The organism is Gluconobacter sp. GP1 (assembly GCF_032913585.1).
GTDB classification, from domain to species: Bacteria; Pseudomonadota; Alphaproteobacteria; order Acetobacterales; family Acetobacteraceae; genus Gluconobacter; species Gluconobacter cerinus.
In genome coordinates this window covers 101,597-116,598 of sequence record NZ_JASGXC010000006.1, presented here as the reverse complement: position 1 = coordinate 116,598, position 15,002 = coordinate 101,597, and the positions used below count along the sequence as shown (strand labels likewise).

Below are 15,002 nucleotides of genomic sequence, written 5' to 3'. Positions count from 1 at the left end.
GTTGAACGGAGGGAAAATATCCGTGTCTGAAGAAACTATTGAGGGTGTGGAGGCTCTGCGTCATGCGCTTGCTCAAGCGCAGGATGAGGTCAAATCCGTTCGTCGGGAAATGGCGGATGCTGTTGCCCGGCAAGAAGATCTGCAGCGATCGCATGAGGAAATTGTGTCTCGTGTGAAGCAGGAAAGTGACCGTGAAATCATGGTTGCGGCTCTGCGGTCAGAGGCTGTTCGTTTGGGTGCGTATAATCCTGAAGATGTTGTTCGTCTGATTGATATGGGCGGTGTTACCCGCACTGAGGATGGCGCGGTTGTGGGAGTGATTGAGGCTTTAGAACAGGCGCGGCAGGAGCGTGCATATTTGTTCGGAGAAATTGTGCGGCCCGGATATTCGAGTGGCACAACGGTTGGGTACCCGGCACCAAAGCCTGGCGGCATTGAACCTTTTGACGCGCGCGCAGCTACTGAAGCTGATTACGAAGCGCGCAAGTGGCAGTTTCTGGCCCGTGCCTGATAGCGCGACAGTGAATTAAATATTTGACCGGCCAAATATCCCGGAATTTTTCATAAATATTTACGGAATGACATTCATGAGCATCGAAAATTTTCCAGTTCAGCTTCAGGCCGCTATTCAGCAGGGTTTTCTGGCACGGGAGTTTGAAAACGGCCTCAAATCTCGACTGGGATTTCGACAGGTTGCTGACCGCGAGATCTTCCCTAACGCTATTGGTGAAACTCTTACCAAGACGCGTAAGAGTCTGAAGGCTCCTGTTACGACACCGCTGAATCCAACGGGCAATACCAACTTCGATAATGGAATGAGCCCTGCTGGCTGGTCTGTTGAGCAATACACTCTTTCGATCAATCAGTATGGCGACACGATTGATCTGAATATGGTGACGAGTGGTGTGGGGATTGCATCGCAGTTTCTTGCAAATGCCAACACCAATGGTGTTCAGGCCATGCAGTCTCTGGATCGGCTGGCGCGCAATACGCTGTTTAGTGGAGCTCAGAATGGAGTAGGTGGTTATCTGGGTGGCAATACGCGCGTTAGTGTTGCGCTTGATGCTGAAGGCGACACCATCCAAGTTGATGACATTCGGGGTTTTCAGTCCGTCATCGTTAATGGCCAGGTTACGCTGATTGGATCCAGCAATGGCATGACTGTGACTGTTGGTTCGGATGTGTACACGCTTGTTCGCGTGGTAGCGGATGCGACCAATGTTTCTACGGCGCCGGGCGGAATTTCCGGGCAGATGACATTCTCCGCCAGCGTGTCTGTTGCGGATGGTGCCGTTGGGCAGCCGGTGGTTGCGGCAACGGCACCGAAGGTGATCCGTCCGAATGGCCGTCTGACGACGGCAGCTCTACAGACGGCGAGTGCAAACGGTCTCGCGGATACGCTGGGTATTCAGCAGGTTCTGGCTGGTGTTGCGACGCTTCGCCGTAACAATGTTCCTATGATCAATGGGGCATATCATTGTTATCTGGATGATATTCAGCTTCTATCGCTGTTCCGTGACGATGACTTCAAGCATCTTTATCGGGGAGCATATGGTTCGGAAGAGTATCGTTCCGGAAAAGTTATTGAGCTTCTGGGTGTTCGATTTATTCCGACAACAGAGGCCCCTCAGCAGCTTTCTCTTGGTGCCGGTCCTATTCATCGTGCTCTGCTGTTGGGTCAGGGGGCTCTGATCGAGGGTGACTGTGCGCTGACCGGCCATTCGGACATCCCAGACGCTGATCGCGCACTGATTGAGATGGTGGATGGGGTTGCAATGGTGACGCGCGAGCCACTGGATCGACTGCGCCAGATTATCGCTCAGTCCTGGTACTGGATTGGGGGTTTCGCGCTACCGACGGATGTGACGGCAGATACAAACGTTATTCCCACGGCGACGAACAGCTATCTCAAGCGTGGCGTTATCATTGAGAGCCTGGGCACGGATGCACTTGGCATGACCTTCTAAGCTGATTTCGAACCCCCATGATTCCATGGGGGTTCTTCTGGTGGAGGAGGATTATATGTCTGGGACTGCAAGCCTGTCCTCGGGTCCATTGACGGACGGCGAAAAGGTCGATGTTCGGCGATTTTGCGGGTATCCGGCAATTGGATCGCGGGAGACAGGGCAGGAATCCTGGCGCTTCTTTCAAGTTGAGGGAGCGTTGGAATGGCGGATTAACAGCTTGTCCGGCGCAGAACTGCAGCAGGTACGTTTGTACCTTTCACAGCTTTACCCGTTGGAAACGGCTCTTTTGGGGGCGTCTGAAAATCTGGACACGGCACAGGCTGCGAGTTGGTATCACAACGGTCATGAAGTGCGTGATCGCGTGATGCTTTTGACGTTATGGCGTCGGCGTTTATGCGCGTTTCTTGGGGTGACAGGCGGTTTGGAATTGCAGGATGGCCGATTGGTCATCATCTGAAGGGGGCATGATGCGGGCGGAACAGATCGCGTCCAGACTTTGTCGAGGGTATGCAAAAGCGGCAGGGATTTTAGGTCACTCCGGAGAGCAATACCGGCCGGATAATCCGTTGTCTCCCATGCAAAATATTTATGCACACCCGATGCTCGCTTTTGATTCGAGTGCGGACTTTACATTTTCCCGATCCCCCAATTGGGGTGGGGTTATGGAATATGTGCTTACGGATTGCCGTGAAGATACTGTGGTCGGAGATATTCTGACTTGCGGGGGAAATACGTTTTTTGTAGCGGCCGTGGATGACCTTCGACCTCCGCTATGTGTGGCATGTAATCGGACTGTGGAGGTCAGTGGCGTTTCTGGAACGCAAGGGAACATCGTTGAGGAATGTCCTGCTGCGATTGTTTTGCGGTCTAAAGGAGAGGGATCTGGGAGTGGTATTCCAGGGTCAGCCAAGCCCGGGCAGTTCGTCATGTATTTACCGCGGCTGCCGGGCATTGTGTTGCAACCCTATATGACGGTCACGACGGATCTGGATACGACGTACACGATTAACGCTGCCGAGATGTCGGACTGGGGTTTGCGTTGCACCATGTCTCTGCAACAGGTCTGAGGAGAGAAAAATGGCGGATGCTTCTCAGGTCGGATTGGCTCTGGCTTATGTGTGTGCGGGAATTTTATATCCAGAAGGCCTCGAAAAGCCGTCTGTAACGGGACGGCAGACGATCGTTCGTCGCGGGTGGCTTTTACCGAGTGATATATTTGCAGCTCAAAATATTCGGAACAATACGGATTTCCTGACGGTCACACTGGCACCTCAGAAAGGTATTGTTGTGCCAGAGCCTTTGGGGCGCCCCTGGCAGGTTCAGGCGCGTGTTCTGCCCACGGTAACGGTGAAGCAAAGTGCGCAAGCTGTTTGCATTGCTTTTTCTTCTGAGGGCGCGCCTTCAGGGGTTGTCGGTGTTTGGTACGAGGCGGGGGAAACTCAGATTTCTGCTGCCTATGCCGTGACGGAGCAGGATACGCCTGAAACTGTGGCTTTGGCTTTGGCCGGGCAACTCCCAAAAGGTCTTGCAGACGGAAATTCTATTCAGGTTCCGGGGCATAACTTAGCCGGAAACGTTGTTGGCTATGGCCAGTCCGTAAGGGTGAACCGCCGACAGAATCAGCGGTATAGGGTTTCGCTCTGGACGGCTGATTCTGGTGTTCGGGATACGCTTGGACAGTTTTTGGATACGGAACTGGCTGAGAAGAGCTGGATTTCCACTTTGGATGGCCGGCAGGCACAGCTTAGGTTCGTGAGTGTTGAGGACATCGATACGATGCAAAATCAGGCATTGTATCGACGGGATTATTTGTACGAGCTGGTTTTTGACACCCTTCAGGTTCAGTGGTCGTCTGACATGATGTTTGGGGCCGGGACTGTTTCTGCTGGTGATCAGGTTAGCAGCTTCGGCGCAATCGAGCCTGCTTTTGATAATAGTGTGGTTCTGCATGCTCTTGAGGCAATGCAGGCTGCACAAACTTCTCAGGCAGCTCAGAATTCATATCCGGGAATGATGGTCAATCAGTTTGGGACTGTCGTCTATGAAAGCCATTAAAAATAGAATCAATGTAATAGAGAATAATTAATAGTTATTTTATTGGAACAATTTACTTTATTTTTTGGAGGAAATATCGGCGGATGTCTCTGGTTTATCAGGCGGGTACGCTGAATACGACTGCGCTTACGGTTCCTAACCTTTATGTACAGATTGCGCAGCCACAGCCGCTGGGACTAACGGGTGCCTCTTCATCGAAGCTGGGTATCGTTGGAACGGCAGGATGGGGCCCGGTAGGGCTTCCGGTGCCAGTGGGCGGCATGAGTGATTATCTCTCTGCGTTTGGGAGTAAACAGAACAAAACGACGGATGCTGGGCTGGCTGTAAATATTGCGGCTCTGCAAGGGGCGTCATCGTTCGTTGTCGTGCGTGTAACAGATGGAACGGATGCAAACGCAACGGCCTCTTTGGGAGGCGTTACACTCAGTGCTGTTCATACCGGCGCTGCTGGTAATGCTATCGTTGTGAGCCTGACCGCAACGGGGGCGGGTTATGGGCTGGCAGTTTCGCATCCGGTTCTTGGAGCAGCAACTTATTCAGGTGCGACATGGAACATCCTGGAAGCTGCTGTCGCGCAGGATCTGTCAGCTCTGGTGACGATCCATTTGCCGGATGCAGTTCCTGATCCTGTTCCCGGAAGCGTGACGCTGTCTGGAGGACTAGATGGTGGGGCGCCTGATACGTCGGCTTTTCTAGGAAAAGACGATATCATTCGGACGGGTATGTATGCTCTTAGGGGGCAGGGATGTGCCGTTGCTACGCTTCATAGCGTGACAGATAGCGCGTCCTATTCGTCGCAGGCGGCATTTGGCCTCGGTGAAGGGGTCTATATGGTTGCGGCAAGCCCTGCATATGACAGTGTAAGCAATGCAGTGTTCGTCAAAGCCGCCAGTGGTCTGGATTCTTCAGCCGTAAAGTTGATGTTCGGTGACTGGATCTGGTGGAACGACGACGTTAATGGCATGATGCTTGTTAGCCCTCAGGCATTTGCTGCAGGCATTCTTTCTGCACTTTCACCTGAACAGTCGAGCCTGAACAAAGCACTTTCCGGTATTGTTGGAAGCCAAAAGGCAGGGTTAGGGGGGAGTAGCGCAACCTATTCCACGGCCGAGCTATCTACACTGTTTACGGCTGGGATCGATGTTATCTGCAATCCTGCGCCTGGCGGGACTTACTGGGCAGTACGGTGTGGGCACAATACGTCAAGTAAAGCGACGGTAAATGGAGATAATTATACCCGTCTGACCAATTATATTGCGTCATCCCTTGCTGGTGGCATGGGAGCGTATGTCGGACAGGTCGTGAATGACACGCTCTTTTCCGACATTCGCTCGACCTTGCTGGGTTTCCTGTCGTCCTTGTTGTCTCAAGGTATTTTGGGGGTTCAGAATTCTGAACTGCCTTACCGCGTTGTTTGCGATAGTTCGAATAATTCTCAGTCGCGGACTGCGTTGGGATATGTGCAGGCTGACGTAGCTGTGCGGTACCAGGGCATCAATGAAAAATTTGTGGTGAATTTGCAGGGGGGCACCTCCGTGACGGTGACGACTGCGGGCGGGAGCGTCTGAGCATGGCAAATCCTTACAGTATTGGTCGTGACTGCCGGATTACAGTTCTCTGGAACGGCCAGCGGGTTGATTTGCGTGATGTCACGTCTTTCGGGGCATCACAGGAGACGCATGCTCTGCGAGCAAGTCCGCTTAATGGCATGCCAGTCGAGTTCAATGTCCCGAATGGCTGGCGTGGTTCGTTTCAGATCGCACGTGCGAGTGCGGCACTGGACAATCTGGTTGCTGCTATTGAAGCTGCTTACTGGAATGCTGGAACGGTTGGGAGCGGTACAATTTACCAGTACGTGACAGAGCCTGATGGCACGACAAGTACGTGGGAGTACACGAACGTGTCCATCAAGTTGAAAAATGATGCCTGGCAGTCGGATCAGATGGTTCATCAAACGGTGCAGTTCTTTGCATCGACGAGGGCAAAGATTTCATGAGTATGCTTCCGAAAGAAGTTCGTCTTGCTGATGGACGATGTCTTTCTCTGAAAGAGATCGATCCTGCGGATATGCTGGATCTGATTGAGGCGGCAGGCTCTGCTGTGACTGGTGCTTCGGCTGCTGCATGGTTGGGCTATGCGGAAATGATCTGTTCAGTTACGGCTATCGACGGTGTTCCAGTGCAGATGCCGGGTACGAAAGAAGAAATTCGTGATCTGGCGCGCCGTATCGGTAAAGGTGGAATTGCAGTGCTTTATCCATGTTTTCATCAGGATACTGATGAAGAGATGGTGGTCGCTACAGCAAAAAACTGAGTAGGCACTCTGCGTTTCAGGAGATGCTTTACCTTCTGGATCATGGGGTGCCATGGAATTTGTTGAAGTCGTGGTCTCGCGCAAGGCGGATGGCTGCGTGTGTTGTGACGGCAGAGCGTGCAGGTCATGTCTTTGACTGGGACCAAAGACAGTACCGAGAATAGGCATGCATACGGATAAATTGTGGAAAGGCGTTCTTTCGTCAGGAATGTTGTTTTCCCGGAATGTGTTGCGACGATCTTTGCTAGAGGGAAGGACGGCTGTCATTCCCACAGTGAGTTTTTTTAAGAGCCGCGAGAAAGGAAATTTGGATTTCCCGAAATTATCGATGGCTTCTTTAATACCTCACATGACGTCAGCCGGGAGCTTTTCCTTCTCGAAAAGTAGCCAAGAGACACATGTCGAAGGCACATTAGAAAATGCTCCAAAACTTGTAAGAAATAAAAGCAGCATTTTTAAAATGGGGCCTGAGCAAGAAAGTCTTGTGCATATTGTGCAGGCTAAATTGAAGAAATCTGGCCACGCTGTATCGCAAAAAATTCGCGATGATATGCAGTTGAGCGGCACGGAAAATTTTTTTATCAAGCCGGGAAGATTAAGCGCGGCCTCACCGGCGAAGAATTTTTTTTCTGCAAGAAGCCCGGGGCAGCACTGCCGCGTGGCACCTAATGTTTTTTCCCGTAATACGCCAGATTTAGCGGGTTCTCGCCCTGATATTTGGAAGTCAGCAATCAATACCCGGTCTGTCCCTGTTCTAAAATCTGGTGTGCGAGACCTGGAAGGTTGTTCAGCAATTTCATCACAGTTCCTTCCAATATCGTTGGGAAAATTGGGGCGGATACGGCAGCCTGAATTTGAAGAAAATACCTTACCCCACACATTTCACTCCTCCCGATCAGGAATGCCCCCTTTGGGTGAAGAGCAGCGCAAAGACATCAGCGATTTTGGAAAAATGAGCCGTCTTGCTGCGCGACGTGCAACGGGAGGCGTCGATGAAATTCAATTTCCCCAATATCCAGGTTGTAGCATTGGAATTGGATGAGATCAGAGGAGAGCCGCAATGAGTGTAACGCTCTCTGCCATTGAAAACGTTATCGGTTCCATCGGCCGTTTAGGGACGTCTGCACCGGTTACCCTTGGCTCACTTGTACTGAGCGGTATTGAAGTTCCTGACCGACTTGAGGTTGGTGGCCATCAAATGATGGTCGTGCATAGGCTTCCCGGAGGCGAGCGTGTTGTTGATACGCTTGGAAACGATCCTGGCCGACTGGAATTGCGAGGACGTTTTTTAGGGCCGAATGCACAGGCTCGGGCACAAGCCGTGGAGCGGATGCGCATTTCGGGGCAGCCAGTCGCTTTTTCTGCGGCAGGTATAGCAAGTGATGTTTGGATTGCTCGCTTTGTTTATTCATATGAAGCGAAGGGAGCTGTCTGTTCATATGAACTGACGTTGGAACGGCCAGCAGAAGCTACTGATTCTGGGACAGACCAAAGTTCACTCACACGCATTCTAGGAAATGATACTGAGAGTGGGCTCAAGACTGTTTCAGATATGGTAGCGCGTATTTCGGAAGGCGTTTTTACAGGTACTGGGCAAGTTAATTCCATCATAGGCCAGCTTATGCCATTGGCCACTTTAGTAGGGGCGGGGGGAGCTGCCGCCAAGGTTGTTGATGCTCTGGGGATGGCAAATACCTTGAGCCAGAGTGGTTCTAATCTTGCGGCTACTCCGTCCAGCATGGCCGCGATATCCCATCAGCTTACGACCGCGGGGAGTGGGTTGATGTCCATCATGGAGAGCACAGGAAGCAATCTGGAAAGTGTCGCGATTGCGGATACATCGTCTCTGGGTGCAGTTGCCGGGAGTGCCGGTTTGCTTAGCGCAGCATCAGATACGGGCGGTCTGGTTAATCATTCTCTGGCGTATGTCCGTGGTTCTCAAGATGCTTCCGGGCAATTGCCGATAGTGCACGCGTGAGGAATTATGAAAAATATTGTTGTAACGGCAGCTGATATTTCGCTGTTTCATGTTGCGGCGCGTGAACTGGGAGATGCTTGCCAGTGGTGGAGAATTGCTCAGACCAATGGGCTATCAGATCCAGATTTAAGCAAAGTTGAAACAGTCCAACCTCTGAAAATTCCGATGAAAGACCTTACGCTCTCATCAGGGCTTCCCCATGAGGAGGGAGAATGACAGCACGCCAGATCGAAGTTCGAATTTTATGGGATGGAATAGAAAATCCGGATCTTGCGCTTAAAAGTTTCGAACTGGATTCTAATAGATATGAGTCTTGCGATACGGCAGTTTTGACGTTCGTAATAAAGAGGCAGAGGGTTAGAGAGGCATCGTTCTGGTTTGAACAGGATATACCTTCAAGCCCGTGGATTTCTGTTGAAATCAGGGACAATAAAATTTCTTCAGGATGGACCGTTCTATTTCAAGGGCGTGCAGATCATGTCCGGAATGTTGACGAGCATTCTCTTGTCGAAATGGAGTGTCGGGACGCTCTTGCGGCACTTATAGACCTTCGCGTGCAGGATTCCTGGCTTAACCATACGGGATCTGATCTGCTGCAGGATATTGCCAGAAGCGCGGCACTTGCGACCCGGATTTCTCTTCCTGACGATGGCTCTGACCATATGATGGGTCAGTTTTGGCAAGTAGAGCATAAGAGGGGTGCCCTTCTGTCGCAGCATCGCTTTCAGACGGCGGCAGATCTGGCCTTTGCCGTTGCGAGGGATGCGTTATGTGATCTTTATGCGGATGGGAAAACGCTTGTCTGTCAGCCGTCTTACGTAGACGAAGACACCGCTGAAATTATTGATGTTCGAAATGCCGTATTCGAGACAGATGTTTCTCGAGATCTTCAATTGCTCACGGGTATTGTGGTGCATATGGCATCTTGGGATTCTCGACAGAGAAGCAGTACGCATATTTATTATGATGGCAAAACATTTTCCCAGGATGCACCATCAGGTTTGACTGTACTCCACAGCTTTCGTGTGCCGGGCCGTCGTTTGGAAGATCTGCGTCGGCTGGCTCGTGGTAAGTATGAGCGTATTTCTGCACATGCAATGTCAGTCCGTATTTCAATGCCTGGTATTATAAGGCTGCGTCCGCGGCAATTTATAAAGATTTCACTGGGGACAACGGAGCAGACGCTGGGTGTGGATCAGGTTGTTTCCCGATTTTCTGTGAATGATGGATTTATTCAGCATGTGGTTTTGCGTAGCCGGAGAAGTGGGGCATGAGTGATACGCGAATGCTAGCTGCCGCCCTTGCAAACCGAAGCGCGCACGCTGTCCTTGGAATTGTGTCCGCAGTTGATCCTTCGAACCATGCCATCAAGGTTCGTATCCAGCCTGACAATGTGGAAACCGGTTGGATACCTGATGTGGGGGGCGTACAGGCCGGAAATCTGCGTGTTTCTTGTCCATCTGAACCAGGGACCCACGTTGCCTTGTTACCCCTTGAAGGGGATGGTGAGCATCTGATTGCTATCGGAGCTGTTTTTGACACGGTTGTGACTGCGCCCGTCTCTCCCTCTGATGGGCAGGCTATTCAGCCAGGGACAATGCTGATCAGGGCAGGATGCGGTGCACCTCCAACAGAAACAAACGGCAAGGTTGGTGACGTAAATCCTCAGGCCGGTTGGTGCCAGATTGGCTCTGACGGGGTTATCCTAGGGGCAGGCAATGCGCGCTTACATATTGCAGAGAGTGGTATTTCACTGACGATAGGCGACGTAACGGCTGTGTTTTCTGCAAATGGTCTGAAGGTCTCTGGTGGCGATATTCAAACAGATCAGCACTCGTTGACGCAACATGTACATCTGATGGGTAGCCAGACGACAGGGGGACCTGTTGGATGAGTTCTATCAGTCATTTGTGTGGGGGTGATCTGCTGCTGGAGAACGGCGGCTTACAGGTTATTTCCGGGGCTGACGAAACACGTCAGAGGCTTTTAAGGCGCTTGTTAACCAATCCTGGTGATTACATCTGGCAGCCGGAATACGGGGTGGGTCTGCAAAGCATGGTTGGGGAAGTCGTTGTTCCGGCTGTCATGCAAGCTGCTATTCGGGTGCAGGTTATCAAGGACCCTGGAGTTGATTCCGGTCATTCTGTTGATGTGACTGTGAGTGCTGCCGATAACGGGCTTTGCCTTTGCCATATCTCCTATGTCGATGCTGACACGGGGCAGCAGCAAACAGTGGATTTTTCCGCCTAAACAAGAAGCGCAGAGCTATGTTCTGCGCTTCCGGAGGACGTAATGTCTCTTTCTCTTCGCTCGTTTGCTACGACGGTTTCCACCGCCGTGGCGACGGCGCAGTCTTCCTGTGCGCAGCTTTTGGATGGCTCTGTTGGATCGCCCGTGCGGGCACTGATGGAAGGTGTCGGTGGCATAGGATTATGGCTGCAATATCTTGTTTTACAAACCTTGCTCCGCACACGTCTGGCAACCTCCTCTGCTGAGGATTGCGACAGTTTTGTCGAAGATTTCGGGATGATGCGTTTACCCGGAACAGCATCGACCGGGATGGTGACAATGATGTCATTTTCGCCATCCCAGCAATCGGCAGTGATTGTGCCAGGAGCCATTGTCCGCACTGTTTCTGGCCTCTCATTCGCAGTGATCAAAGATAGCAATCTGCCTGTCTGGTCCGACGTTGCAGGCGGGTATGTTCGGCAGACGGACATGCAGAGCATATCGGTTCCAGTTCAATGTCAGGTTGCGGGATCAAATGGTAACGTATCTGTTGGTGCGCTCTGTCTGATGGGCACAGCTATTTCCGGCATTGACACTGTTACAAATCCAGCGGCTTTTCTTAACGGTGCCGACCAAGAGACGGATGCGCAGCTGCGTGCGCGTTTTCCTCTGTGGCTTGCTGCAAAAGCATCTGGGTGCAGAGCAGCCGTTGGGAATGCTGTTGCGGGTGTTCAGACAGGATTATCGAGTTCGCTTCGAGATGGTGTTGCTGCTGATGGAACTGCGCAGACCGGATATTTTACGGTCGTCGTGAATGACGGCAGTGGCTCACCATCGGATGCGCTGCTGACACAGGTTTATGAGGCTGTTGACGCTGTTCGGGCCTTGGGAGTCGGCTTTGCCGTCAGACCTCCCCAGACGCTCGCGGTGAATGTGTCCATGACAGTCGTCGTGCCAATGTCGGTTGTGGTTCAGCAGGCTGCAACAGCGATTGAGAATGCCCTTAGCTTGGACATTGCAGGGGCAGTGGTTGGTGCAGGTTATGCCTATAGCCGCCTATCATATCTAGCGTATGTCGGGGCCGGCGTGACGGTTACCTCCGTTCTGGATGTCCGCCTGAATGGTGGGCAAGCCGATATTGCTGCGAATGGCGAGCAGGCACTGACAGTCGGCACAATTCAGATCAACGTTCTTCAGAACTGACCAAACAGGCCCCCTGCTAACTGTATCGGGGCAGAAGGAAGGCTATGCCTGTTTTCAATACATACCCGCGGCTTGATACGTTGACGGGCGATGAAGTTCTGGTGCTGGCAGATTCCAGCGGTCATCAAACCGTTACTGCAACGGCTTCCCAGATTGCAGGTGCTCCAGCAGTTTCCCAGCCGAGTGGGGCATTCTATCAGGATAAAGGAGCAAAAATCAGCCGTTTTGCTGATCGTGTTCTGATCGGGGATGCTGCCGCTAATCCGGGACTGAGCGATCGGGATGCAGCATCTAAAAACGATTGGCTGTCCCGGACAATGGGAGCCACCTCGATTGGGCCCTGGGCCTTGCAGGACGCGCAATGTGCCTCGGTAGCCCAGTTTGGCAATAGTGCTTTTGTGGCAGCGTCCCGGACATCTGATGCAAAAACGGCACCAGACACTTTGGGGTTTCAACCAAGTACGATCGGCATTGCGTCATGGGGTGTCGCTGATGACACTTCTGCACCTACGACCACGACAGCCTACGCCTATTATGGAGAAGCGTGGCGCCTGGCTGGTGTGAATTATCAACCGACTTTCGTCATGGAACTTGAAGCAGTCAATTTTGGTGGCTTGGCGATTGGTCAGTCTACGCCGTATGCCCCCAATGTCGGCGGTGGTGTTTATGGCATTCAGCTTGGTGCGGGTGGTGGTCAGACCTCGGGTACTTCCGATGCTGCGGCGGGGGTCGTTTTTGTTTCAAACCCTGACGCCTGGCAGGTCGGTATTGTTTTCGGCGCGACGGCTTTAAGCGGCACAAACGGGACAGATAATGGATATGCCTCCGCCCTGTCTCTTGCGCGTAATCATGCTCTGGAGTGGCATACGCCGGAAGTTGTTAGTGGGGTCGCGGGCGGTAATGTTGGAGCATTTGTCCGCTCTACCGTGACAGAGCGTTCGAAAGGCGTACGACAGGATTTTGTCGATAATGGAATTCTGTTCAGCAATATTGAAGGACAGACACTCTTTTCCGTCGCAAGTGCTGTGGCACCCAACAACACTTTGCAGGTCCAACCTGGGGCAGGCACTCAGGCGGCTGGTCTGTATGTGCAGAGTGGCGAAAACGGATCGTCAAACCTTGGTTTGTTTCCGGAAGAGGGAGGGCAGTTGCAAATCTCTTCCCCGGTAACGAATGCGGCAGGCACGCTTCCCGCCACAGTGGGGGGCGGCTTTTTGCATATCAGCGTCAATGGAACGGATTATCGTATCCCGCTGATGACCCCAGAGCAGGCTGGAGGTTGAAGCATGGCCAGATTGTACGACCGCCAGAAAGTGGTCCTTCAGGCGACTGATGGGAAAATTCTTTTGGATACGGGGGTGGTTCCCGGATCAGTCGATGATTTTGCGTCGAGGTTGAGAAGCCTTCTGCCTGTCGGCTGGTTCCCAGCAGCGCCTCAGGGTCTGGAGGAGGAAACTGCACCAGTTCTTGTCGCGGTTCTGAGGGGATTTTCAGCCGTTCTGGCTGGAATATGGACATTACTTGATGAATGTCAGCAGCAGACACGCCTCATAACGATGAGTGGCCCATTTCTGGATATGTTGGCGGCTGATTATTTTGGACCGGCTGGTTTGACGCGTCGCACTTCGGAGCTGGACAGGGACTATCGCACCCGTATCGTGTCCTCTCTGGTGGCGCAAAAGAATACGCGTGCATCTGTTTTCAACGCGCTGCTGTCAATCACAGGTGTCGCGCCCACTATTCTCGAACCTCTGAATGCAGCGGATTGCCATGCATTGGCATCACTTGCCGCTCCTGCCGGTGGTGGAGGTTATGGATATGGTAGCGCAGGGTTGCGATACGGCAGCCGGCATGGTGGACAGTTCTTCGTGGAGACAGCGCTGGGGCACGCAGCTGATGCCCACGTAATTTACCAAATAATTGAAAAAACGGCAGCCAGCGGCATAACCGGCTGGGTCAAGGTGAGCAAATAATGGATCGGGCAATTGTATACGCAGGATCAATTCCAATGGATACGGATCTGCTGCGAATAGGGCGATATGGCAAGGCGGCGCTCGGTCATCTGTCTGATATGCTTTATGGCCAGGATGTGACAGCTGCTTCGGGTCTGATCTGTACGCCTTCTCGCTCTGGTCTGTCTGTTACAATCGGGGCCGGGTCCATCACGGCATCAGGGACTATGGATGCTGCATTTTTGGGGGGCGCCGGTGGGGGATATGGCGCGGATGCAACCCCTACAACTTGCCAGTATTCAAGTGATGAGGATGTAACGGTTTCTGTTCCTGGAACTGGTGCGACATATACGGTTTTTGCTCTTTGTACCGAACAGGATGTCGATCAGACTGTCCTCCCGTTTTTCAATGCCTCAAACCCCTCCCAGACGCAGGCGGGCATGAATAACGACGGAAATGCCTTGCCAACGCGGAGACAGGCAGGTCTTTCTTTTGTCGTTTCGACAGATACACCAGCTGTGCCGCCCGGTGGCGCAATTGTTGGGCTATATACTCTGAATGTGCCTCAGGGAGTCACGTCTCTTTCTGGCGTACAGCCGCAGGCAGGGAAGGTTTTTTGGCCAACAATTCCTGAATTGGCAACGCAGACTTTGCTGCGTGCCGCTATGCAGCCTCTACAGCTTGTCACAGCCAATGCATCAGTTTCCATTCCAGTTTGGGCGTCCCGTGTAGAATTGCGTGTTGTGGGCGGCGGCGGCGGCGGCGCATCGTCTAATTCCATGACACTGAACGGATCATTTTCAGGCGGTGGCGGCGGCAGTGGGGGAGATGCCTCAGGGATTTATGACGTCAGCCTCGCAACTGGTAGCGCACTGAATGTGACAGTTGGCGCAGGTGGCGGATCGGAGCAGACGGGCGGCACCTCCCTTGTCAGTTACAACGGGCAAACATTGCTACAGGCTGGTGGAGGGCAGGGTGGCTATTTTTATAGCGCCATGGGCTCTGCAGGTGGTGAAGGTGGCGTAGCGTCAGGCGGCACCATCTGGAATCAGACTGGGACTTCGGGAGGAGATGGCCAAACGAATTCCAGTACCTTTGCAGGTTACGGCGGTAGCGGCCCATGGGGTGGCGGCGGCCGGTGCGGAAACGAAGGAGGGCGCAATGGCACCCATTTTGGTGCCGGCGGCGGCGGCTCTTATTCTACACCTGCAGATGGAACGCACTCACCGGGCGGCGCTGGTTATTCCGGGTGTGTTATGTACCGTTTTCTGCCGTAAGGCAGGCGAGGGGATCTCAAATGGGTGT

At 52.7% G+C, this 15,002-nt stretch carries 18 protein-coding genes; all 18 read left to right on the top strand.

All coding sequences use genetic code 11. The features are described 5' to 3' along the window. Positions 1-22 precede the first annotated feature (22 nt). On the top strand, positions 23-511 hold the full coding sequence (locus tag R5H23_RS13760) for a hypothetical protein (RefSeq protein ID WP_317215786.1): 489 nt from the start codon (positions 23-25) through the stop codon (positions 509-511). A gap of 76 nt (positions 512-587) precedes the next feature. Beyond that, the gene (locus R5H23_RS13755) at positions 588-1,967 is read left to right on the top strand and encodes a DUF4043 domain-containing protein (RefSeq protein ID WP_317215785.1); all 1,380 of its coding nucleotides are present in this window, start codon (positions 588-590) and stop codon (positions 1,965-1,967) included. 55 nt (positions 1,968-2,022) lie between these two features. Then, a complete protein-coding gene (locus R5H23_RS13750) occupies positions 2,023-2,424 on the top strand; it encodes a hypothetical protein (protein ID WP_064274306.1) in 402 nt (133 codons plus the stop codon). Positions 2,425-2,629: 205 nt separating this feature from the next. Continuing rightward, entirely contained in the window at positions 2,630-3,034 is a 405-nt protein-coding gene (locus R5H23_RS13745) for a hypothetical protein (RefSeq protein ID WP_264648811.1), read from the top strand. A 10-nt stretch (positions 3,035-3,044) separates the two neighbouring features. Then, complete coding sequence (locus tag R5H23_RS13740) at positions 3,045-4,022, top strand: hypothetical protein (protein WP_317215784.1); 978 nt, start codon at positions 3,045-3,047, stop codon at positions 4,020-4,022. A gap of 83 nt (positions 4,023-4,105) precedes the next feature. Then, positions 4,106-5,590, top strand: coding sequence for a phage tail protein (locus R5H23_RS13735; RefSeq protein WP_317215783.1), 1,485 nt, complete (start codon positions 4,106-4,108; stop codon positions 5,588-5,590). Between the two features lie 2 nt (positions 5,591-5,592). Continuing rightward, positions 5,593-6,018 (top strand): hypothetical protein, encoded by a 426-nt coding sequence (locus R5H23_RS13730; protein WP_046900291.1) that lies wholly within the window; start codon positions 5,593-5,595, stop codon positions 6,016-6,018. Beyond that, positions 6,015-6,335, top strand: a complete 321-nt coding sequence (locus R5H23_RS13725; protein ID WP_099213336.1) for a hypothetical protein — start codon at positions 6,015-6,017, stop codon at positions 6,333-6,335. Before R5H23_RS13730 ends, R5H23_RS13725 begins: the two co-directional genes overlap by 4 nt. Before the next feature lie 166 nt (positions 6,336-6,501). Next, positions 6,502-7,377 (top strand): hypothetical protein, encoded by an 876-nt coding sequence (locus R5H23_RS13720; RefSeq protein WP_317215782.1) that lies wholly within the window; start codon positions 6,502-6,504, stop codon positions 7,375-7,377. Positions 7,378-7,395: 18 nt separating this feature from the next. Continuing rightward, positions 7,396-8,313: a hypothetical protein gene (locus R5H23_RS13715; RefSeq protein WP_317215781.1), complete on the top strand. Its 918-nt coding sequence runs from the start codon at positions 7,396-7,398 to the stop codon at positions 8,311-8,313. 6 nt (positions 8,314-8,319) lie between these two features. After that, positions 8,320-8,529, top strand: a complete 210-nt coding sequence (locus R5H23_RS13710) for a hypothetical protein (protein WP_317215780.1) — start codon at positions 8,320-8,322, stop codon at positions 8,527-8,529. Then, the gene (locus tag R5H23_RS13705) at positions 8,526-9,587 is read left to right on the top strand and encodes a hypothetical protein (RefSeq protein ID WP_317215779.1); all 1,062 of its coding nucleotides are present in this window, start codon (positions 8,526-8,528) and stop codon (positions 9,585-9,587) included. The genes R5H23_RS13710 and R5H23_RS13705 overlap by 4 nt, the downstream gene beginning before the upstream one ends. After that, positions 9,584-10,207: a baseplate assembly protein gene (locus R5H23_RS13700; protein ID WP_317215777.1), complete on the top strand. Its 624-nt coding sequence runs from the start codon at positions 9,584-9,586 to the stop codon at positions 10,205-10,207. The genes R5H23_RS13705 and R5H23_RS13700 overlap by 4 nt, the downstream gene beginning before the upstream one ends. After that, positions 10,204-10,563 carry a phage tail protein gene (locus R5H23_RS13695; protein WP_317215776.1) on the top strand — a complete coding sequence of 120 codons (360 nt, stop codon included), beginning with the start codon at positions 10,204-10,206 and terminating at the stop codon, positions 10,561-10,563. The genes R5H23_RS13700 and R5H23_RS13695 overlap by 4 nt, the downstream gene beginning before the upstream one ends. A 42-nt stretch (positions 10,564-10,605) precedes the next feature. Beyond that, positions 10,606-11,745: a baseplate J/gp47 family protein gene (locus tag R5H23_RS13690; RefSeq protein WP_046900284.1), complete on the top strand. Its 1,140-nt coding sequence runs from the start codon at positions 10,606-10,608 to the stop codon at positions 11,743-11,745. Between the two features lie 44 nt (positions 11,746-11,789). Then, positions 11,790-13,028 (top strand): hypothetical protein, encoded by a 1,239-nt coding sequence (locus tag R5H23_RS13685; RefSeq protein WP_317215775.1) that lies wholly within the window; start codon positions 11,790-11,792, stop codon positions 13,026-13,028. Between the two features lie 3 nt (positions 13,029-13,031). Further along, entirely contained in the window at positions 13,032-13,718 is a 687-nt protein-coding gene (locus R5H23_RS13680) for a hypothetical protein (protein WP_317215774.1), read from the top strand. A 35-nt stretch (positions 13,719-13,753) separates the two neighbouring features. Continuing rightward, the gene (locus R5H23_RS13675; protein WP_317215773.1) at positions 13,754-14,974 is read left to right on the top strand and encodes a hypothetical protein; all 1,221 of its coding nucleotides are present in this window, start codon (positions 13,754-13,756) and stop codon (positions 14,972-14,974) included. Positions 14,975-15,002 lie beyond the last annotated feature (28 nt).